At 71.2% G+C, this 19,497-nt stretch carries 15 protein-coding genes; 5 read left to right on the forward strand and 10 right to left on the reverse strand.

Translation table 11 applies throughout. From position 1 onward, the window contains the following. Positions 1-60 precede the first annotated feature (60 nt). Positions 61-2,952 (reverse strand): ATP-binding protein, encoded by a 2,892-nt coding sequence (locus ACIRHA_RS15160; RefSeq protein ID WP_403844923.1) that lies wholly within the window; start codon positions 2,950-2,952, stop codon positions 61-63. A gap of 141 nt (positions 2,953-3,093) precedes the next feature. On the opposite strand from ACIRHA_RS15160, the gene ACIRHA_RS15165 reads away from it, so the two are divergent. Continuing rightward, complete coding sequence (locus ACIRHA_RS15165; RefSeq protein WP_403844926.1) at positions 3,094-3,816, forward strand: leucine-rich repeat domain-containing protein; 723 nt, start codon at positions 3,094-3,096, stop codon at positions 3,814-3,816. A 21-nt stretch (positions 3,817-3,837) separates the two neighbouring features. Here ACIRHA_RS15165 and ACIRHA_RS15170 read toward each other — a convergent pair whose 3' ends face one another. From ACIRHA_RS15170 to ACIRHA_RS15195, 6 genes are all read right to left on the reverse strand, one after another. Beyond that, complete coding sequence (locus tag ACIRHA_RS15170; RefSeq protein WP_403844928.1) at positions 3,838-4,746, reverse strand: universal stress protein; 909 nt, start codon at positions 4,744-4,746, stop codon at positions 3,838-3,840. Positions 4,747-4,890: 144 nt separating this feature from the next. Beyond that, on the reverse strand, positions 4,891-5,133 hold the full coding sequence (locus tag ACIRHA_RS15175; RefSeq protein WP_403844930.1) for a DUF397 domain-containing protein: 243 nt from the start codon (positions 5,131-5,133) through the stop codon (positions 4,891-4,893). Between the two features lie 95 nt (positions 5,134-5,228). Then, on the reverse strand, positions 5,229-6,395 hold the full coding sequence (locus ACIRHA_RS15180; protein ID WP_403846470.1) for a thiolase domain-containing protein: 1,167 nt from the start codon (positions 6,393-6,395) through the stop codon (positions 5,229-5,231). Between the two features lie 11 nt (positions 6,396-6,406). After that, positions 6,407-7,465: a thiolase domain-containing protein gene (locus ACIRHA_RS15185; RefSeq protein ID WP_403844932.1), complete on the reverse strand. Its 1,059-nt coding sequence runs from the start codon at positions 7,463-7,465 to the stop codon at positions 6,407-6,409. Continuing rightward, positions 7,465-8,427: a Zn-ribbon domain-containing OB-fold protein gene (locus ACIRHA_RS15190; protein WP_403844934.1), complete on the reverse strand. Its 963-nt coding sequence runs from the start codon at positions 8,425-8,427 to the stop codon at positions 7,465-7,467. The genes ACIRHA_RS15185 and ACIRHA_RS15190 overlap by 1 nt, the downstream gene beginning before the upstream one ends. Positions 8,428-8,479: 52 nt before the next feature. Beyond that, positions 8,480-9,280 (reverse strand): crotonase/enoyl-CoA hydratase family protein, encoded by an 801-nt coding sequence (locus tag ACIRHA_RS15195; RefSeq protein WP_403844936.1) that lies wholly within the window; start codon positions 9,278-9,280, stop codon positions 8,480-8,482. 180 nt (positions 9,281-9,460) lie between these two features. Here ACIRHA_RS15195 and ACIRHA_RS15200 point away from each other — a divergent pair, with 180 nt between their 5' ends. Further along, positions 9,461-11,080: an acyl-CoA synthetase gene (locus tag ACIRHA_RS15200; RefSeq protein WP_403844938.1), complete on the forward strand. Its 1,620-nt coding sequence runs from the start codon at positions 9,461-9,463 to the stop codon at positions 11,078-11,080. A gap of 30 nt (positions 11,081-11,110) precedes the next feature. Here ACIRHA_RS15200 and ACIRHA_RS15205 read toward each other — a convergent pair whose 3' ends face one another. Beyond that, entirely contained in the window at positions 11,111-11,500 is a 390-nt protein-coding gene (locus ACIRHA_RS15205) for a VOC family protein (RefSeq protein WP_403844941.1), read from the reverse strand. Positions 11,501-11,584: 84 nt separating this feature from the next. Between ACIRHA_RS15205 and ACIRHA_RS15210 the strand changes: the two genes are divergently transcribed. Both ACIRHA_RS15210 and paaK read left to right on the forward strand, forming a co-directional pair. Further along, the gene (locus ACIRHA_RS15210; RefSeq protein WP_403844944.1) at positions 11,585-12,373 is read left to right on the forward strand and encodes a GNAT family N-acetyltransferase; all 789 of its coding nucleotides are present in this window, start codon (positions 11,585-11,587) and stop codon (positions 12,371-12,373) included. 108 nt (positions 12,374-12,481) lie between these two features. Beyond that, on the forward strand, positions 12,482-13,783 hold the full coding sequence (paaK, locus tag ACIRHA_RS15215) for a phenylacetate--CoA ligase PaaK (RefSeq protein WP_403844946.1): 1,302 nt from the start codon (positions 12,482-12,484) through the stop codon (positions 13,781-13,783). A gap of 20 nt (positions 13,784-13,803) precedes the next feature. Here the strand turns inward: paaK and ACIRHA_RS15220 are convergent, their stop codons facing one another. Then, a complete protein-coding gene (locus ACIRHA_RS15220) occupies positions 13,804-15,357 on the reverse strand; it encodes an acyl-CoA synthetase (protein ID WP_403844949.1) in 1,554 nt (517 codons plus the stop codon). Positions 15,358-15,505: 148 nt separating this feature from the next. On the opposite strand from ACIRHA_RS15220, the gene ACIRHA_RS15225 reads away from it, so the two are divergent. Beyond that, a complete protein-coding gene (locus ACIRHA_RS15225) occupies positions 15,506-17,917 on the forward strand; it encodes a penicillin acylase family protein (RefSeq protein WP_403844951.1) in 2,412 nt (803 codons plus the stop codon). A 20-nt stretch (positions 17,918-17,937) separates the two neighbouring features. Here ACIRHA_RS15225 and ACIRHA_RS15230 read toward each other — a convergent pair whose 3' ends face one another. Then, positions 17,938-19,488 carry an acyl-CoA synthetase gene (locus ACIRHA_RS15230; protein ID WP_403844954.1) on the reverse strand — a complete coding sequence of 517 codons (1,551 nt, stop codon included), beginning with the start codon at positions 19,486-19,488 and terminating at the stop codon, positions 17,938-17,940. Positions 19,489-19,497 lie beyond the last annotated feature (9 nt).

Below are 19,497 nucleotides of genomic sequence, written 5' to 3' on the forward strand. Positions count from 1 at the left end.
TGTGGGCAGGCGTCCCGCATGGCGGGACGGGTGGGCACAGCCCCCCGATGCGGCCAAAGGTCACGGTGGCGTGGTGCCCAATGCCGCGGCGATCCCCGCCGGATTCGTGCCCAGTTTGCGGTACGCCGCGGAGAGCAACCGCACCGTGGTCGGCTCGTCCAGATGAAGCGCCGCGGCGATCTCCGACGGGCACAAGCCGCGCGCAGCGCCCCGTGCCGCCGCCCACTCTCGCCCGGTGAGCGTGTCCGTGACCGCGCCGTGCAGGGGGCGCGGCCGCAGTCCCGCCGCAGCCAGCTCGTCGCGGGCGTGCTGTGCCAGGCCGTCGGCGCCACAGCCGATTGCCGCGTCGAGCCCCCGGTAGAGGTGGTCGGCCGCCTCCTTGGACCGGCCCTTGCGGCGCAGCTCCGCGCCGAGGGCGACGAGCGAGCAGGCCAGCTCATAGCCCGCGGGTGAGCGCTCGAGGTGGGCGACGGACTCCTCCAGGAGCTTGGCGCGCTCGGCACCGGAGGAGACCTCGGCCACGGTGCGCAGCGCCTGGCCCACGGCGGACGGCGCCGCGTAGTGTCGGGCCCGCTCGACGGCGTCCTCGGCGAGGGCCCGGGCCCGCTCGGGCGCGGCGGAGGCCTCGGCGCGGGCGAGGTGCAGCTGCCAGGGGCACCACGCGGGGTTGCGCATGCCACGCGGGTCGAGGCGGCGGCCGGCGGCGGCGAGCTCCTCGGCGGCGTCCTCGGGGCGGCCGAGCGCGAGGAGGAGTTCCCCGTACACAGTCTGTGCGTCGGGGAAGACGACGGCGGCGGGGAACGGCGGGCCGAAGGCGTGCTCCTCCGCCACCTCCTTGGCCTCGGGGACCCGGCCGCGGGCGAGCAGGACCTCGACGAGGGTGCCGACGGCGTACCAGTGGGCGGGCGTGCCGGGTCCTACGCGCCGGGCGAGGCGCAGGCCCGCGCGCACGAAGTCCTCGGCTTCGGCGAGCCGCCCGCGCCGGTAGCGGACGTAGCCGAGGAGTGTGTAGGCGAACGAGAGATGGGCGCCGCGCCAGCCGGCGTGTTCGAAGTCGGCGATGCCCTCGACGAAGAGTTCCTCGGTGCGGCCCGGCCGGTCGGCGTAGAGGAAGGCCATGGCGACGAGGACGGGGACCTCGAAGCCGCGGTCCTCGTCGGCGGCCCAGCTCAGGCCGCCGGCCAGGGCGCGCTCGGCGTGCTGGATCACCGTGTCGGCGGGCTCGCCGCGCAGGGTGGCGTCCCAGGTGCGCAGGCCGATGAGGTAGCGCTCGGTGAGATCGCGGCCGGTGAGCCGGTCGGCGAGTTTGGCGAGGCGCCGGGAGCGGGCCGGTGAGTCGGGTTCGTCGGCGCGGAAGGCGTCCCACATGAACTGTTCGGCCTGCATGCGCAGGCGTACGCGCGGGTCGTCGGTGACGCGGATCTCGCGGGCGAGGATCTCGGAGGCCTCGACCAGCCGGTCGCTGTGGGCGAGGACTTGGGAGAGCCGGTAGACGATGCCGTGGCGCAGCGCCGGGTCGGTGATGGGTTCTTCGAGGGCGGCGCGCAGGTGGTTGACGGTGGTGGCGGGCTCGGTCAGCAGGGAGGCGCTGCCGAGTTCGTAGAGGACGGCGGCGCGCTCGTCGAAGGCCGGGGGCTCGCGCAGGGCGCGGGCGAGGTAGCGGCGGGCCGCGTCGGGGGCGCCGGCGCGGATGGTCTCGGCCGCGGCGGCGCGCAGCTGGCGCACGACCCATGGGTCGCCTTCGGGGTGGGTCTCCAGGAGATGCCGGGCGGCGGCGCAGGGGCCGAGTCCCGCGTCGAGGACGGTCCAGGCGGCCTGCCCGTGCAGGGCGACGCGGACACCGCCGGGGATGGCGCGGTAGACGGCGGTGGCGATGAGCGGGTGGACGAATTCCAGGGAGTCCACGCCTTTGAGTACGCGGGCGGTGCGCAGCCGGTCGGTGGCGTCCGCCGCCTCTTCGGGCCCCAACCCGGCGACGTTCGCGGCCAGTTCGGGCGCGAACTCGGTGCCGAGCACGGCGCAGGCCCAGGCGAAGCGGACGGTGGAGGTGCCGAGGCGTTCGATGCGGGCGACGAGTCCGCTGCCCTTGGCCGCGGCCGCGAGGTCGCGCAGCAGGTGGGCGCCGGTCTCGGTGGGGACGAGGCCGCGGTCGCGCACCTTCGCGGTCAGCTCGACCGCCTCGAAGGGGTTGCCCGCGGTGACGGCCCAGCATTCACGGCAGAAGGCGTCGTCGGCGTGGCCGCCGAGGGATTCGCGGACGAGTCCCGCGATGGCGGTGGCGCTGAGCGGTTCGAGTCCGAGGGCGCGCCGGCCCGAGCGGCCCGGAAGGCCGCGCAGGGCCTCGGCGTGGTCCGGAAGCTCTTCCGGGCGGTAGGCGACGACGAGCAGGAGCGGCAGTTCCTCGGCGCGCGGGGCGAACGCGGCGAGCCAGCTCAGGGACTCCGGGTCGGCCCAGTGGGCGTCGTCGAGGACGAGGACCATGGGTGCCTGCTGCACGGCGAGGTGGGTGAGCACCCAGTCGAGGCCGTCGCGCAGGCCCTGCGGGTCGGGCGGCGCGCCTTCGGTGGGGGCGCACAGGCCGAGGGCGGGGCCCACGATCGCGTACCAACTGCCCAGCGTGGTGCGGAGATCGGCGGCGGAGGCGGCCGCGAGGCGTGGCTGGAGGAGCTGGCGCGCGACGTGGAAGGCGACGCCCTGCTCCTGGTCGCCGCCGCGCGCGTACAGGACGGTGCAGCCCTTGGCGGCGGCCCTGCGGCACACTTCCGCGAGGAGGGAGGTCTTGCCGAGCCCGGCGGTCGCGGCGACGGCGAGCAGCGCGCCGTGCGGCCGCTCCGGGGGTTCTCCGCCGTCCCGCGGGATCCCGGCCAGCTCGTTCAACACCACGTCCACGACGGCGAGTTCGTCGTCCCGCTCGAACAGCTTCCGGCTGCCCCGGCCATCGCTCCGCACCATGGCGCACCCCCATCCGCGGCACGGTCGCGCACCACGGTTTCCAGGCACCTCAGCGTACGCCGGGGCGCCCCCGCCGGAGCGTGATGCGGCATTCTCGGTACGAAAACCAGTACCGACGCCGTGCCGATAAGGTACGCGTCCATGACAGTGACGGTGCTCGACTACTGGCGGGGCGATCTGGACACCGTTCCCGATGAGGTGTGGCGCCATCCCGAGCTGCAGGTGCTCCTGCTCGCCGACAATCGGCTCGCACACCTTTCCGCACGCATCGGCACGCTGGCGCGCCTGCACACCCTGGACCTCGGGCACAACCGGCTCACCTCGGTCCCGGCGGAGCTCGGCGGCCTCACCGGCCTGAGCCGTTTTCTGTATCTGCACGACAATCGGCTCACCGCGCTGCCGGAGTCGCTCGGCGCACTCGGCCGGCTCGCGTATCTGAATGTCGGCGAGAACCGGCTGACGGCGCTGCACTCCACGCTCGGCGTGATGACCGGCCTCGTGGAGCTGCGCGCTCAGCACAACCGGCTCGACGCACTGCCGGACGGCATCGGCGGACTCACCGCGCTCCGGGAGCTGTGGCTGCGGGGCAACCGGCTCTCCGCGCTTCCCGCGTCCGTAGCCGATCTGGCGGAGCTGCGGGAGGTGGAGCTGCGGGACAACGCGTTCGCCGCCGTGCCCGAGGCGCTGCGCGGTCTGCCCCGCCTGCGCCGGCTCGACCTGCGCGCCAATCGGCTGCGCGAGGTGCCGGGGTGGGTCGCGGAACTGCCCGGCCTGGAGAAGCTCGACCTGCGCTGGAACGACGTGTCCCTCGCGCCCGGCCTGCTCGACGAGCTGACCGGGCGGGGCTGTGTCGTGCTGCGCTGAGCGCGACGCGCCGGGTAAGGGTCAGTCGTCCTCGGGCGGGACCACCGCTACAGGGCCTGCCGCGTGCAGCAGGGCCGCGTGTGTGACCGAGCCGAGCATCGGGGCGGGGCGGGTGAGGCGGCGGCGGTGGCGGCCGACCACGACCAGTTCCGCGTCGCGCGAGTTCTCGACGAGATGGCCCGCCGCGTCCCCCGGCAACACCAAAACCTCAACCTCGACTTTAGGGTGAGAGTCCCGTAGTTCCGCGAGAGTCTCATCGGCCACTCGAAGCGTGTCGCGCTCGGTCGCCTCCTGGTCGACGGCCGTAGGCGTGAAGTCCCCGTACGCCGTCCAGGCCAGGACCGGCCACGGATACGCGACGACGACCTGCAGCCGGGCGCCCGCACGGGCCGCGTGCTCGAACGCGAAGGACAGCGTCGCGGGGTCCGGCGCGTCCGCCTTGAGCCCGACCACGACGCGCGGCCCCTGCGCCACCACCGCGTCTCCGTGCACCTCGCGCCCCGGTCGCGGCACCACGACGACCGGGCAGGCCGCGTCGCGGGCCACCGACACACTGTTCGAGCCGAGTACAAGACCCGCGAAGCCGCCGCGCCCACGCGAGCCGACGACGAGGAGCTGGGCCTCGGTGCTCATCCCGGACAGCACCACGGCCGGCAGACCGATCCGGCTGATGAACTCGAGCGGCGGCAGCCCCTCGCGCCCCTCCAGGTGCTTGCGCAGCTCCGAGAGCACGGTGTCGTTCTCGGGCTCCTCGTCGAAGTCCGCCACGAGTACCTCGGCCTGGAGGAACGGCGCGTACTGCTGTACATGTACGACGCGCAGCTCGGCGCCCCGTCGGACCGCCTCGGCGAGCGCCCATTCCAGAGCGCGGAGACTGTCGTCGGAGCCGTCCACCGCGGCGAGGACGGGCAGGTTGTGCGGGCTTGGCATGATCTCTTCGCCTCCGACACCGGGCGCGTCGCCGCGCCCTCATTGACCGGCTGTTCCTGTGGCCAGGCTCGCAAATGCCAGGGCCACAGGACAGGGCCGTTGGTCCCGTGTCGGAACCGCGTCGGTGAAGAGCCGCGAAAGCGGCTACGTGAGGTCGAACTCGCCCTCTCGGGCACCGCTCATGAACGCCCCCCACTCGGCCGGCGTGAAGATCAGGGACGGGCTCTCTGGGTGTCCGCCGTTGCGCATCGCGATGAAGCCTTCGACGAAGGCGATCTGGACATCGCCCTGCCCCCCGCTGCTGGACCGCCAGTCCGCTTTGCTGAGGTCCAGGTCCGGCTTCTGCCACCCCATGAGCGGGTGCTGGTCGATGGTGCTCTCGGCCACGTCCGTGCTCCTCCCGGTTCGTCGTCCGTGCGCCAGCCTAGCGATCGGTCCGTGCCGCGCACAGGCCGCGGAGGGCGGTGTTGGTCAACGCGCGTTCATCCGGTGGGGGGTTCGGAGCCGACGAGCCACATGGAGAAGAACTGCGAGCCGCCTCCGTAGGCGTGCCCGAGGACCTTCCGCGCGCCGTCGACCTGGTGTTCCCCGGCCTGCCCGCGCACCTGGAGCGCCGCTTCGGCGAAGCGGATCATCCCGGAGGCGCCGATTGGGTTGGTGGACAGGACGCCGCCCGACATGTTGACGGGGAGGTCCCCGTCGAGCTCCGTGACGCCCGATTCGGTGAGTTTCCAGCCCTCACCCTCGTCCGCGAATCCGAGGTTCTCCAGCCACATCGGCTCGTACCAGGAGAACGGCACGTACATCTCGACGGCGTCGATCTCGCGGCGCGGGTCGGCGATGCCGGCCTGCCGGTACACGTCGGCGGCGCAGTCCTTGCCGGCCTGCGGGGAGACGAAGTCCTTGCCCGCGAAGAGGGTCGGCTCGCTGCGCATGGCGCCGCCGTGCATCCAGGCGGGCGGCTTCGGCGAGCGCGCCGCCCCCGCACGGTCGGTGAGGATCATGGCGCAGGCGCCGTCGGACGAGGGGCAGGTCTCGGAGTAGCGGATGGGGTCCCAGAGCATGGGTGCCGCCTGGACCTTCTCCAGGGTGATGTCGTGCTCGTGCAGGTGCGCGTACGGGTTCTTCAGCGCGTTGCGGCGGTCCTTGTAGGCAACGACCGAGCCCACGGTGTCGGGGGCGCCGGTGCGGCGCATGTACGCGCGCACGTGCGGTGCGAAGAAGCCGCCGGCGCCCGCGAGCAGCGGCTGCTGGAACGGGATGGGCAGCGAGAGCCCCCACATCGCGTTGGATTCCGACTGCTTTTCGAAGGCGAGGGTGAGGACGGTGCCGTGGACGCGGCCGGCGATGAGGTTGGAGGCGACGAGGGCCGTGGAGCCGCCCACCGATCCCGCCGTGTGCACGCGCAGCATCGGTTTGCCGACGGCGCCGAGCGCGTCGGCGAGGTACAGCTCCGGCATCATGACGCCCTCGAAGAAGTCGGGCGCCTTGCCGATGACGACGGCATCGATGTCGGCCCAGGTCAACTCGGCGTCTTTCAGGGCCCGTTGCGCGGCTTCGCGGACGAGTCCCGCGATCGACACGTCCCGGCGGGCGGCGACGTGCTTGGTCTGCCCGATCCCGACGACGGCCACCGGTTCTTTGGACACGGCCTTGCTCATCACTGGTCCTCCCCTTCGAGTACGGCGACCAGGTTCTGCTGGAGGCAGGGCCCGGAGGTGGCGTGGGCGAGGGCGCGCCGGGAGCTCCCGCCGTGGATGCGGGCGGCGGCCTCGCCGATGCGGATGAGCCCGGCGGCCATCACGGGGTTGGCGGCGAGCGCGCCGCCGGAGGGGTTCACGTCGACGTCGTCACCGAGGCTCAGGGCGCGGCGCAGGACGACCTCCTGCGAGGTGAACGGGGCGTGCAACTCGGCGGTGTCCACGGGCCGTTCGAAGGCCCCGGCGTTCTCGGCGGCGAGCCGCGTGGAGGGCGAGTCGGTGAGGTCGCGCACCCCGAGGCTGTGGGCCTCGATGCGGTGGTCGATGCCGCGGATCCAGGCGGGCCGCTCGCACAGTTCCCTCGCGCGGTCGCCCGCGGCGAGGATCACGGCGGCGGCGCCGTCGCCGATCGGCGGGCAGTCCCCGGTCCGCAGCGGATTTACGACGTAATCGCCGTGCGGCACGCTGCCCCGCAGCTGGGCGTGCGGATTTCCCGTGGCGGACTCGCGGCTGCGGGCGGCGACACCGGCGAGCGCGGGCTCGTCGGTGTGTCCCCCGTCGATCAGCGCCTGCGCCTGGAGGGCGGCGAGCGCGACGGAGTCGGGCCACAGCGGGGCGACGTAGTACGGGTCGAGCTGACGCGTCAGGACGTCTCGTACGGATCCCGGTGAGGACTTTCCGTAGGAGTAGACGAGCGCGGTGTCGGCCTCGCCGGTCAGCAGCTTGGTCCACGCCTCGTACAGGGCCCACGCGCCGTCCATCTCGACGTGCGACTCGGAGATCGGCGGCCAGGCACCGACGCCGTCGAGCGCCATGGTGAACGAGAAGGCGCGCCCGGCGAGGTAGTCGCTCGATCCCGAGCAGGTGAACCCGATGTCACTGGTCTTCAGCCCGGTGCTCTTGAGGACCTGGTGCAGGACGGGCATCAGCATCTCGACTTCCGACTGTTCGTCGGAGGTACGTGTGTGGTCGGTCTGCCCGAAGGCGACGACGGCGATGTCCCGGATCGGCGGCCGCATCAGATCATCTCCTTGTACGTCTCGTAATCGGCGTCGGGTTCACCGGTGGGCCGATAGTGGTCCGGGTAGCGCCCGCCCTCCGTCCACACGGGTTCGACGCGCAGCCCCATCCGCACCTGGTCGTACGGGATGCCCCCGATGCGGCCGTGCAGGGCGAGGTCGGCGCCGTCGAGGGCGATGTGGGCGTAGACGTACGGGACTTCGATGTCGAGGTTCTTCGCCTTGATGTTGACGATGCAGTACGTGGTGACGGTGCCGCCGGGCCCGACCTCGACCTGGTCCGTGGTGGCGACGCCGCAGGTCGGGCAGGCGCCGCGGGGCGGGATGTAGACCTTGTGGCAGGAGGGGCAGCGTTCGCCGACGGTGCGGTTGTCGGCGAGGGCGTTGATGTAGCGGGTCTGGGCGCCGCCGGGGCTGTAGGTGTAGTCGAGGCGGGCGGGGGCGACGATGCCGGTGACGGCGTCCTCGAACTCGCCACTGTGCGGCACTAGTTGGGAGGGCGCGTCCTCGCCCTCGTACGGTTCGAGGCACGCGATGTCCGTGATGGCGCCCTCGCGTTCCTCGGCCCAGCGGACGCGGACGCGCATGCCGGAGTGCACGGCGTCGGGGCCCGGGGCGTCGAGGGCGTGCAGCAGGGCGGTGTCGGCGCCGTCCAGCTTGACGAGGACCCAGGCGAAGGGGGTGTCGAGGGGCTGGCCGCGCCGCGGTTCCGGGTTCCAGGCCCAGGTGGTGACGGTTCCGGTGGCGCCGACCTCGACGAGATCGAGGATCTCTTCGGCAGTCACGGGGTCGTATTCGACGGGCGGCACCATGACCCTCCCGTCGCCGGTCCGCACGCCGAGGACGGTGCGGTCGCGCAGACCGCTGAGGAAGGCGGACTGGACGGGGCCGAGGGAGCGGGTGAACGGGAACTCCACGACCAACGGCGCGCGCAGCACCTCTGGTTGGGCGGTGGATGTCATGAGGCCTCCTTGACGTATGGGCGTACGGGACGGAACGGCACGACTGCGGGCCTCACTCGCGCCGGAATTCGGCGGGCCGCTTCTCCGCGAACGCGCGGGCGCCTTCCTTCGCGTCGGCGGTGTCGAAGATGGGCCAGCCGCGCTTCAACTCCGAGGCGAGACCGTCCGTTTCGGTCATCTCGGCGGTCTCGTAGACGGATGCCTTGACCGCCTCGACGGCCAACGGGCCGCACGCGTTGATCTGTTCGGCGATCTCCAGGGCCGCATCGAGCGCCGTGCCGTCGGGGACCACGCGTCCGACGAGCCCGATCGCCGCGGCCTCCGGGGCCGGGTAGGGCCGTCCGGTCAGCAGCATCTCCAGGGCGTGGGTACGGGGAACCTGGCGCGGCAGCCGGACCGTCGAGCCGCCGATGGGGAACAGGCCGCGCTTGACCTCGAAGAGCCCGAACGTCGCCGACTCCCCCGCGACCCGGATGTCGGTGCCCTGAAGGATCTCGGTGCCACCCGCGACACAGTGTCCCTCGACCGCCGCGATGACGGGTTTGCGCGGCCGGTGGTGGCGGAGCATCGCCTTCCAGTGCAGATCGGGATCGGCCTTGAGGCGGTCCCGGTAGTGCTCGCCCTCCATCCCCTTGCCCGCGAGGGCCTTGAGGTCCATGCCGGCGCAGAATGCTCCGCCCGCCCCTGTGAGCACGATGGAACGGATCGAGTCGTCCGCATCGGCCTCGAGCCACCCGTCGTAGAGGCCGACGAGCATCGGCAGGGACAGTGCGTTCTTGGCCTCGGGCCTGTTGAGCGTGAGTACGAGCGTGGCGCCCTCGCGCCGGACGTCGAGATGTTCGGTCCCACCCATGAGGGGTCCTCCAGTCAGCCGCAGCCTCGGACCTGGAACAGGTTGCAGTAGCTCACGTGCCAGTTCAAGAGTTTTCTGACACTCAGTCAGATTTCTTGTGCGGAGCCCCTTCCCCCTTACTCCCTGTTCTGTTCTGATGACGGGCCAAGAGGAGATGTGCCCTGGATCAGGAGGAGCGCGGTGGAGTACAACCTTGCCGACCTGTTCGAGTCGGTCGTCGACGTGGTCCCTGACCGCGAGGCGCTCGTCTACGTGGATCATCCCGGTACGGGCGCGGAGCGCCGGCTCACGTACGCCCAGCTGGACGCGGCGGCCAACCGGGTCGCACACCACCTGATCGCGGCCGGGATACGTCCCGGCGAGCACCTGGGCCTGCACCTCTACAACGGCATCGAGTACCTGCAGACGGCGCTCGGCTGCCTCAAGGCGCGGGTCGTCCCGGTGAACGTGAACTATCGCTACGTGGAAGAGGAGTTGGTCTACCTCTACCAGGACGCGGACCTCGCGGCCCTCGTCTTCGACACTGAGTTCACGCCGCGCGTCGCGGCGGCGCTGCCGCGCACGGAGAAGCTGCGCCATCTGGTGCGGGTGGGTGCCCCCGAGGCGGACGCGCCCCCGCTGAAGGCGGTGGACTTCGAGGAGGCGACCGCGCAGTCCTCGCCCGAGCGGGGCTTCGCGCCGCGCTCCCCCGACGACCAGTTCATCATCTACACCGGTGGCACGACAGGGATGCCCAAGGGTGTGATGTGGCGTCAGGAGGACCTGTTCTTCGCCGGGTTGGGTGGTGGCGCTCCCACGGGCGAGCCGGTGTCACGGCCCGAGGAGCTGGCCGAGCGGGTGGCGGCGGGCGGTGACGGCATCACGTTCTTCCCCACTCCCCCGCTGATGCACGGCACATCGACGCTCACGGCGTTCATCGGCTTCAACTTCGGCCAGCGCGTGGTCATCCACCGCAAGTTCTCCCCGGAGGAGGTGCTGCGCACCATCGAGAAGGAGAAGGTGACGAGCATGTCCCTGGTGGGCGACGCGATGCTGCGCCCGCTCATCGACGCGCTGCGGGGGCCGATGAAGGGCACGGACTGCTCGTCGATGTTCAGCGTCTCATCCTCGGGCGCGATCATGTCGGACACGGTGCGCGCGCAGTTCCAGGAGCTGGTGCCGAACACCATGCTGCTCAACAACTTCGGCTCGTCCGAGTCCGGCTTCAACGGTACGGCGACGGCCGGCTCGGGCGCGGGCTCCGGCTTCCACGTCCAGGTCAACTCCCGTACACAGGTGGTGGACCCGGCGACGTACGAGCCGGTCGCGGTCGGCGAGGTGGGCCGGATCGCGCAGCGTGGGCACGTCCCGCTCGGCTACTACAACGACCCCGCGAAGACCGCCGAGACGTTCTTCCAGAAGGGCGACGAGCGCTGGGTGCTGCTCGGCGACATGGCGACGGTCGACGCGGACGGGATCGTCACGGTCCTCGGGCGCGGCTCGCAGTGCATCAACACGGGTGGCGAGAAGGTGTATCCGGAGGAGGTCGAGCAGGCACTCAAGTCCCACCCGGACATCTACGACGCACTGGTGGCCGGCGTGCCGGACGAGAAGTGGGGCAACCATGTGGCGGCGGTCGTCCAACTCATGGAGGGCGCGGGCGGCTTGAGCCTGGACACGGTCCAGACGCACTGTCGGAGCCACCTCGCCGGCTACAAGATCCCCCGACAGTTGGTGGTGACGGACAGCATCCAGCGCTCGCCGAGCGGCAAGGCGGACTACCGGTGGGCGCGGCAGGTGGCCGCGGAGGGGAACGCGTAGTCCGCCCTCCGCAGGTGTTCACCCGGCTGGTCAGTCGACGCAGAACTCGTTGCCCTCGATGTCCTGGAGCGTGATGCACGACTCGTTCTCGTCGTCGGCGCGCTGCGTCAGCACATGCGTCGCGCCGAGCTTCATCAGGCGGTCCGCCTCGGCCTGGAGAACGGCGAACCGCTCGTCGCCCACCAGGCCCGTCCCGACGCGGACGTCGATGTGCACCCGGTTCTTGACGACCTTGCCCTCGGGGACACGCTGGAAGTACAGGCGCGGGCCCTCGCCGGTCGGGTCGCTCGCGGCGGACCACGACTCGTCGTCCGCGGCGCCGTCCGGGATGACGTAGCCGAGCACCTCGCACCAGAAGCGGGCGACGCGTACCGGCTGGGCGCAGTCGAAGGTGATCTGCATCTTCTTGATCGTGGTCACCGGCGCACCATAGCAAGGGTGTTCTGCTGTCCGGAGGGATTTTTTCGGTTGCCGGGCCTGCGCCCCGGTGTTGAAGTGACGCGCATGGATCAAGCGGCGGTACGGCACCTGTTCGACCAGCAGATGCGGCGCGAGGCGCAGCCCGACGAGCCCGGGGCGCGAGTGGAGCGGGTCGGCGACGTGGTGCGCCACGTCGGCCCGGCGGCGGGCTGGAACGGGGTGCTGTGGTCGGGGCTCGACGAGGGGAGCGCCGACGCGGCGATCGCCGAGCAGGTCCGCTTCTTCGGCGGACTGGGCCGGGGCTTCGAGTGGAAGACGTACGCGCACGACGGCCCCGCCGACCTCGCCGCCCGGCTGGGAGCCGCCGGATTCGTACCGGAGGAGCCGGAGGCGCTGCTCGTCGCGGAGACGGCCGCGCTTCCCCTCGACGCCACGCCGCCCGAAGGGATCCGGCTGCTCCCGGTCACCGATGAGGCTCAGGTCGAGCTGGTGGAGCGGGTGCACGAGCGGGCCTTCGAGTCCGGTCGCTCGGTCATCGGCCACCAGCTCCGGGCCCAGCTGGCCCAGGACCCGGCCACCGTGCCCGCGGTCGTGGCGCTGCACGGCGACGAGCCCGTCAGCGCCGCCCGCATGGAGCTGCATCCGGGGACGGCGTTCGCGAGCCTGTGGGGCGGCGGCACGGGCCCCGAGTGGCGGGGCCGCGGGATCTACCGCTCGCTCGTCGCGTTCCGCGTCCGCATCGCCGCCGAGCGCGGATTCTCGTACGTCCAGGTGGACGCGTCTCCGTACAGCCGGCCGATCCTGGAACGCCTGGGGTTCGTGGCGCTCGGGACCACCACGCCGTACGTCTGGGAACCCCCGGTCACCCGCTGACAGCGGAACCGGCGCGTCGTATGTCTTGACGAGTGCGGTCACTCCTTGAATTACTGATCGACAGCAGGGCAACCGAATGATCGGTCGGGAGTTTCGGGAGTGCGTGCGATGGCGTCGATGGCGACGGACTGGCGGGACGAGGGCGAGCGGCTCGGCGCGGACGAGTTGGGCGCGTTGCAGCTGGAGCGGCTGCGCGGGACGCTGAGCCGGGTGTACGAGCGGGTGCCGTTCTACCGCGAGGCGTTCGACAAGGCGGGCGTGCGGCCCGAGGACTGCCGCACATTGGCCGACCTGGGGCGCTTCCCGTTCACGACCAAGGCGGACCTGCGGGACAACTATCCCTTCGGGATGTTCGCCGTGGACCAGTCCGAGGTGCGGCGGCTGCACGCGTCGAGCGGCACGACGGGGCTGCCCACGGTCGTCGGGTACACCGAGGCCGACCTGTCGATGTGGTCGGACATGGTGGCGCGGGCGATCCGCGCGGCGGGCGGCAGGCCGGGGCACAAGGTCCATGTGGCGTACGGATACGGCCTGTTCACCGGCGGGCTCGGGGCGCACTACGGGGCGGAGCGGCTCGGGTGCACGGTGATTCCGGCGTCCGGTGGCATGACCTCACGGCAGGTGCGGCTGATCCTGGACCTGAAGCCCGAGATCATCATGGTGACGCCCTCGTACATGCTCACGCTCCTCGACGAGTTCGAGCGTCAGGGCGTCGATGCGCGAACCAGCTCCCTGAAGGTCGGCATCTTCGGCGCGGAGCCGTGGACCGAGGAGATGCGGCGCGAGATCGAGGAGCGGGCCGGGATCGACGCGGTCGACATCTACGGCCTGTCGGAGGTGATGGGGCCCGGCGTGGCCCAGGAGTGCGTCGAGACCAAGGACGGGCTGCACATCTGGGAGGACCAGTTCTATCCGGAGATCGTCGACCCGCTCACGGGTGAGGTGCTGCCGGAGGGGGAGCACGGCGAACTGGTCTTCACCTCGCTGACCAAGCAGGCGATGCCCGTGATCCGGTACCGGACGCGGGACCTGACGCGCCTCCTTCCGGGGACGGCGCGGCCGACGTTCCGGCGCATGGAGAAGATCACCGGGCGCAGCGACGACATGGTGATCCTGCGGGGCGTGAACCTGTTCCCGACGCAGGTCGAGGAGATCGTGCTGCGCACGCCCGGCGTCGCCCCGCACTTCCAGCTCCGCCTCACCCGCGAGGGCCGCATGGACGCGCTCACCGTGCGCGCCGAGGCCAGGCCCGACGCGACACCTCAGGAGCGGGAGGCGGCGGCGCGCGCCATCGCGGCCGGGATGAAGGACGGGGTGGGGGTGACGGTGGCCGTGGAGATCGTCGATCCGGAGACGCTGGAGCGGTCGGTGGGAAAGATCAGGCGGATCGTGGACGAGCGGAAGCGCTGACCCCGTGCGGCGCGTGGGGGCTACTGGGCGAACCGGTCCCGCAGCTCCCGCTTGAGGATCTTGCCGGAGGCGTTGCGCGGCAGCTCGTCCACGAAGACGATCCTCTTGGGCGCCTTGAAGTGGGCGAGTTGCTCGCGCGCGTGGGCGATGAGGTCCTCCTCGGTGACGTCCGCGTCGCCGCGCACCACGACCGCCGTGATCGCCTCGATCCAGCGCTCGTCGGGCAGCCCGACGACGGCGGTCTCGGCGACGGCCGGGTGGGTGTAGAGGGCGTCCTCGACCTGGCGTGAGGCGACCAGCACACCACCGGAGTTGATGACGTCCTTCACACGGTCGACGACGGTGAAGTAGCCCTCGCCGTCGCGCACCGCGAGGTCGCCGGACCTGAACCAGCCGTCCCGGAAGGCCTGTTCGGTCTCCTCCGGCTTGTCCCAGTAGCCGTCGCACAGCTGCGGGGAACGGTAGACGACCTCGCCGGGGGTGCCGTCGGGCACGTCCTTGCCCTCGTCGTCGACGACCTTCGCCTCGACGAACAGCACGGGCCGCCCGCAGGAGTCCATCCGCCCCTCGTGCTCGTCGGGCCCGAGTACGGTGGCGAGCGGCCCGATCTCGCTCTGCCCGAAGCAGTTGTAGAAGGCGAGTCCCGGCAGCCGCTCGCGCAGCCGCTCAAGGACCGGGACCGGCATGATCGAGGCCCCGTAGTACGCCTTGCGCAGCCCGCTCAGGTCGCGGGCGGCGAACTCGGGGTGCTGGGAGAGCCCGATCCACACCGTCGGCGGCGCGAACAGGCTGTCCGCCTCCCCCGCCTCCACGAGGTCGAAGACCGGCCCGGCCGCCGGCGCGTCGAGGATCGTATTGGTCGCGCCCACCGCCAGGTACGGCAGCAGGAACACATGCATCTGCGCCGAGTGGTACAGCGGCAGCGCGTGCACCGGCCGGTCCGTCTCCTTGAGGTCGAGCGCGTGGATGGCGCTCACGTACTCGTGGACGAGCGCGCGGTGCGTCATCCGGGCGCCCTTGGGGAGTGCGGTGGTGCCCGACGTGTAGAGCAGTTGCGCCAGGTCGTCGGCGCCCGGCGAGTCCCCGTCGTACGGCGCGCACCCCACGATCCGCGTCAGCAGCGTGTCGTCCGCGTCGCGCAGCGGCAGCACCGGTACGTCGCCCGGGAGCCGGTCCGCGATGCCGGGATCGGCGAGGACGAGCGAGGCACCGGACTGGCGCACGATGTACGCGAGGTCGTCGCCGGTCAGATTCTGGTTGACGGGGACGTGCACGAGCCCCGCGCGGGCGCAGGCCAGAAACCCGATCAGGTACGCGTCCGAGTTGTGCCCGTAGGCACCGACCCGGTCACCGGGCGCGAGCCCCTCGGCGCGCAGCACCCCGGCCGCGCGGGACACGGCGTCGTCCAGCTCCTCGTACGTCCATGAGCGCGACCCGTAGCGCAGGGCGACGCGCGACGGAGTCCGGCGCGCGCTGCGGCGCAGCACTCCGTCGACGGTGCTGCTTGCGGCCTCGGAATGGGGCCTCCCCTGCTCGAGCGGAGCCGAGAGCTTGGGGAAAGGTGACCTCGTCATGGCGTGATCCTGTGCGGTGTCGGGCGCCGGGTCAAGGCATGGGTGCGACGGGTGGACGCATGCCTCTCGGCACCGGACATACCCGTTGGTACGCTCAGCGGCCTCAGGCCGCTCAACCACCTCTGCTCACACCGCAGTTGGGAGAACGATGCGCACACGTCCGGGACACAGACGGCTCGCGGCCCTCGGGGTCGCCCTGTTGACCGCACTCAGCGGCACCGCCTCGGTGTCGTCCGCCGCGGCCGACCGTGACACACACCCGCACGGCGGTGGCCTGTCCGCCACCATCCGCTACACCGAGTACGGAATCCCGCACATCGAGGCCAGGGACTACGCGAACCTCGGTTTCGGCACGGGGTGGGCGCAGGCCGCCGACCAGGTGTGCACGCTCGCCGACGGGTTCGTGACCGTGCGCGGAGAGCGTTCGCGGACGTTCGGTCCCGACGCGGCGCCGGACGGCTCCCTGTCGTCGGCGACCAAGAATCTCTCGAGTGACCTGTACTTCAAGGGTGTGCGCGAGGCACGCACCGTGGAGAAGCTGCTCGGCGTCCCCGCGCCCGCGGGGCCGAGCCGCGACGTCAAGGACTCGATGCGCGGCTGGGCCGCCGGGTACAACGCGTGGCTGAAGCAGAACCGGGTCACCGACCCGGCGTGCAAGGGCGCGGACTGGGTGAAGCCGGTGACGACGCTCGACGTGGCGGCACGCGGCTTCGCCATCTCGGTGCTCGGCGGGCAGGGCCGCGGCATCGACGGCATCACGGCCGCTCAGCCGCCGACCGCAGACACACCCCTGACAGAACCAAAGAAATCCGATGTGGCCCACGCCGCCCGCGAGTTGTTCTCCCAGGACGACTCCGACATGGGCTCCAACGCGGTGGCGTTCAGCGGCGCGACGACTGCGAACAAACGGGGCCTGCTGCTCGGCAACCCGCACTACCCCTGGCAGGGCGGGCGCCGCTTCTGGCAGTCGCAGCAGACGATTCCCGGTGAACTGAACGTCATGGGCGGCTCCTTGCTCGGCACCACCGGCATCTCCATCGGCCACAACGCGCACATCGCGTGGAGCCATACCGTCGCGACGGGCGTCACACTCAACCTTCACCAGCTCACCCTCGACCCGTCCGACCCGACGACGTACGTGGTCGACGGCAAGAAGGAGAGGATGACGAAGCGGTCCGTGACCGTGCCCGTGAAGGGCGGCGACGACGTGACCCGCACCCAGTGGTGGACGCGCTACGGCCCGGTCGTCACGAACCTGGGCGCCCAGCTTCCGCTCCCGTGGACGGCCACGACGGCGTACGCCCTCAACGATCCGAACGCGGTCAACCTGCGGGCCTCGGACACCGCCCTCGGCTTCAGCAAGGCCCGCTCCACGGACGACATCCTCGCGTCGCTGCGCCGCTCCCAGGGCCTGCCGTGGGTGAACACGATCGCCGCGGACTCCTCGGGCCACTCGCTGTTCACGCAGTCGCAGGTGCTGCCGCGGATCACCGACGAACTGGCGGCGCGCTGTTCGACGCCGCTCGGCAAGGCGACGTATCCGGCCTCGGGTGTCGCGATCCTCGACGGTTCGAAGGGTGACTGCGCGCTCGGGAAGGACAAGGACGCGGTGCAGGCGGGCGTCTTCGGTCCGTCGAAGATGCCGGTGCTCAAGGACGCCCCCTATGCGGAGAACTCCAATGACAGTTCCTGGCTCGCCAACGCGGACCATCCCCTCACCGGCTACGAGCGAGTCTTCGGGAACGTCGGCACGCAGCGCTCGATGCGGACGCGCGGCGCCGTCGAGGACGTCGCGGGGATGGCCCACAAGGGCGGCCTCACGGTCGCGGATCTGCAGCGGCAGCAGTTCGCCGACCGCGTGCCCGCCGGTGATCTAGCGGCGGCCGACACCGCGAAGGCGTGTGCCGCACTGCCGGGCGGCTCGGCAACGGGCAGCGATGGCAAGCCGGTTGACGTCTCGCGGGCCTGCTCCGTGATCGGCGCGTGGGACCGCACCATGAACACCGACAGCCGGGGCGCGCTGCTCTTCGACCGGTTCTGGCGGAAACTGCTGGTGGCAGTGCCCGCGGCACAGCTGTGGAAGGTGCCGTTCTCCGCAGCGGATCCGGTGCGTACGCCGAACACGCTGAACACCTCGGCGCCCGGATTCGCGACGGCGCTCGCCGACACCGTGGCCGAACTGAAGGCCGCGAACATCCCCTTGGACGCGAAGCTCGGCGACCACCAGTTCGTGACGCGCGGCGGCGACCGCATCCCGGTGCACGGCGGCACGGAATCGCTCGGCGTGTGGAACAAGGCCGAGGCGGTCTGGAATGCCGCGGGCGGCGGCTACACCGACGTCACGACCGGTTCGAGCTACATCCAGGCGGTCGGCTGGGACGGCGGCCGCTGCCCGGTGGCCCGCACCCTCCTCACGTACTCCCAGTCCTCGAACCCCAACTCGCCGCACTACAGCGACCAGACCCACCTCTTCACGAAGAAGAAGTGGGTCAAGGAACGCTTCTGCGAGAAGGACATCCTGAAGTCGCCCGCGCTGAAGGTGGTGCGGGTGCGCGGCTGACCGTGCGCGCCCGGGTGGTGTCAGACCACCCGGGTCCGCCCCTCCCAGTACGGGTCGCGCAGGCGGCGCTTGTAGAGCTTGCCGTTGGGATCGCGGGGCATCGTCTCGATGAAGTCGACGCTCTTGGGCCGCTTGTAGCCCGCGAGTTGGGTCTCGCAGTGCGCGAGGATCTCGGCAGCGAGCGCGCCGTCCGCCTCGCGCCCCTCGGCGACCTCGACGACCGCCTTGACCTCCTCACCCCAGTCGTCGTGCGGGATGCCGAACGCGGCGGCGTCGGCGACAGCGGGGTGCGTGAGGAGGGCGGACTCGATCTCGGCGGGGTAGATGTTGACACCACCCGAGATGATCATGTCGATCTTGCGGTCGCGCAGGAAGAGATACCCGTCCTCGTCGAGCACACCGAGGTCGCCGACGGTGAAGAAGTCGCCGATGCGGTTCTTCTTCGTCTTGCCCTCGTCCTTGTGGTACGAGAATCCGCCGGTCTTCATCTTCATGTACACGGTGCCGAGTTCACCGGCGGGCAGCAGCTTGCCGTCGTCGTCGTAGACCGCCAACTCGCTGATGGGCCAGGCCTTTCCGACCGTTCCCGGCTTCTTCAGCCAGTCCTCGGCCGTGGCGAACGCGCCGCCTCCCTCACTGGCCGCGTAGTACTCCTCGACGCACGTCCCCCACCAGTCGATCATGGCGCGCTTGACGTGGTCCGGGCACGGCGCGGCGCCGTGGATCGCGTGCCGCATGGACGTGACGTCGTAGCGGTCCTTGACGTCCTGCGGGAGCGCGAGCAAGCGGTGGAACTGGGTCGGCACCATGTGCGTGTGCGTGCACTTGTGGGTGTCGATGAGGCGGAGCATCTCCTCAGGTGTCCACTTGTCCATCAGGACGACCGGGTGTCCGATGTTCAGGGCGGCTCCGGCGAACTGGAGGACCGCCGTGTGGTACAGCGGGGAGCACACCAGCGCCACGTTGTCGTCGAACGGCTTGATGCCGAAGATGCCGAGGAAGCCGCCGAGGTACGCCTCCTCGGGGAGCTTGCCCTGAAGCGGCCGGCGGATGCCGCGCGGGCGGCCCGTCGTACCGGACGTGTAGTTCATGACCCAGCCGAGGGTCCGCTCCGAGGGCGCCGACTCGCTCTGCCCTTCGAGGAGTTGGGCATACGGGCGGAAACTCGCGATGTCCCCGACCGCGTACCGGTGGCTGTCGGGCAGGCCCGCCTCGTCGGCCGCGGACCTCGCCGCGTCGGCGAACCGCTCGTGCGCGATCAGCACCTTGGCGCCGGAGTCGGAGACGATCCAGGCGATCTCCGGACCCACGAGGTGGTGGTTGACCGGCACGAGGTAGAAGCCGGCCTGCGAGGCCGCGAGGTAGGCGGTGAAGAACTCGACGCTGTTGGGAAGCACGACGGCGAAGGCGTCGCCCTGCCGCAGTCCGGCCGCGCGCAGGCCGTGGACCATCTTGTTGGCTGCGGCGTGCAGGCGTCCAGCCGTCCACGGTTCGCCGTCCGGGGCGGTCAGGACCGTGCGGTCCGGATCAGCGGCGGCCTGTGCCCAAAAACCGTTGGGGGGTGTGCTCATGCTGGTCAC

The organism is Streptomyces sp. NPDC102360 (assembly GCF_044766085.1).
Taxonomy (GTDB): Bacteria; Actinomycetota; Actinomycetes; order Streptomycetales; family Streptomycetaceae; genus Streptomyces.

What these genes read in the sequence shown, in the direction of transcription:
- ACIRHA_RS15160 (WP_403844923.1), bottom strand. Translation starts at nt 2,952, where the DNA reads ATGGTGCGGAGCGATGGCCGGGGCAGCCGGAAGCTGTTCGAGCGGGAC.
- ACIRHA_RS15165 (WP_403844926.1), top strand. Translation starts at nt 3,094, where the DNA reads ATGACAGTGACGGTGCTCGACTACTGGCGGGGCGATCTGGACACCGTT.
- ACIRHA_RS15170 (WP_403844928.1), bottom strand. Translation starts at nt 4,746, where the DNA reads ATGCCAAGCCCGCACAACCTGCCCGTCCTCGCCGCGGTGGACGGCTCC.
- ACIRHA_RS15185 (WP_403844932.1), bottom strand. Translation starts at nt 7,465, where the DNA reads ATGCGGCCGCCGATCCGGGACATCGCCGTCGTCGCCTTCGGGCAGACC.
- ACIRHA_RS15190 (WP_403844934.1), bottom strand. Translation starts at nt 8,427, where the DNA reads ATGACATCCACCGCCCAACCAGAGGTGCTGCGCGCGCCGTTGGTCGTG.
- ACIRHA_RS15195 (WP_403844936.1), bottom strand. Translation starts at nt 9,280, where the DNA reads ATGGGTGGGACCGAACATCTCGACGTCCGGCGCGAGGGCGCCACGCTC.
- ACIRHA_RS15210 (WP_403844944.1), top strand. Translation starts at nt 11,585, where the DNA reads ATGGATCAAGCGGCGGTACGGCACCTGTTCGACCAGCAGATGCGGCGC.
- paaK (WP_403844946.1), top strand. Translation starts at nt 12,482, where the DNA reads ATGGCGTCGATGGCGACGGACTGGCGGGACGAGGGCGAGCGGCTCGGC.
- ACIRHA_RS15220 (WP_403844949.1), bottom strand. Translation starts at nt 15,357, where the DNA reads ATGACGAGGTCACCTTTCCCCAAGCTCTCGGCTCCGCTCGAGCAGGGG.
- ACIRHA_RS15225 (WP_403844951.1), top strand. Translation starts at nt 15,506, where the DNA reads ATGCGCACACGTCCGGGACACAGACGGCTCGCGGCCCTCGGGGTCGCC.
- ACIRHA_RS15230 (WP_403844954.1), bottom strand. Translation starts at nt 19,488, where the DNA reads ATGAGCACACCCCCCAACGGTTTTTGGGCACAGGCCGCCGCTGATCCG.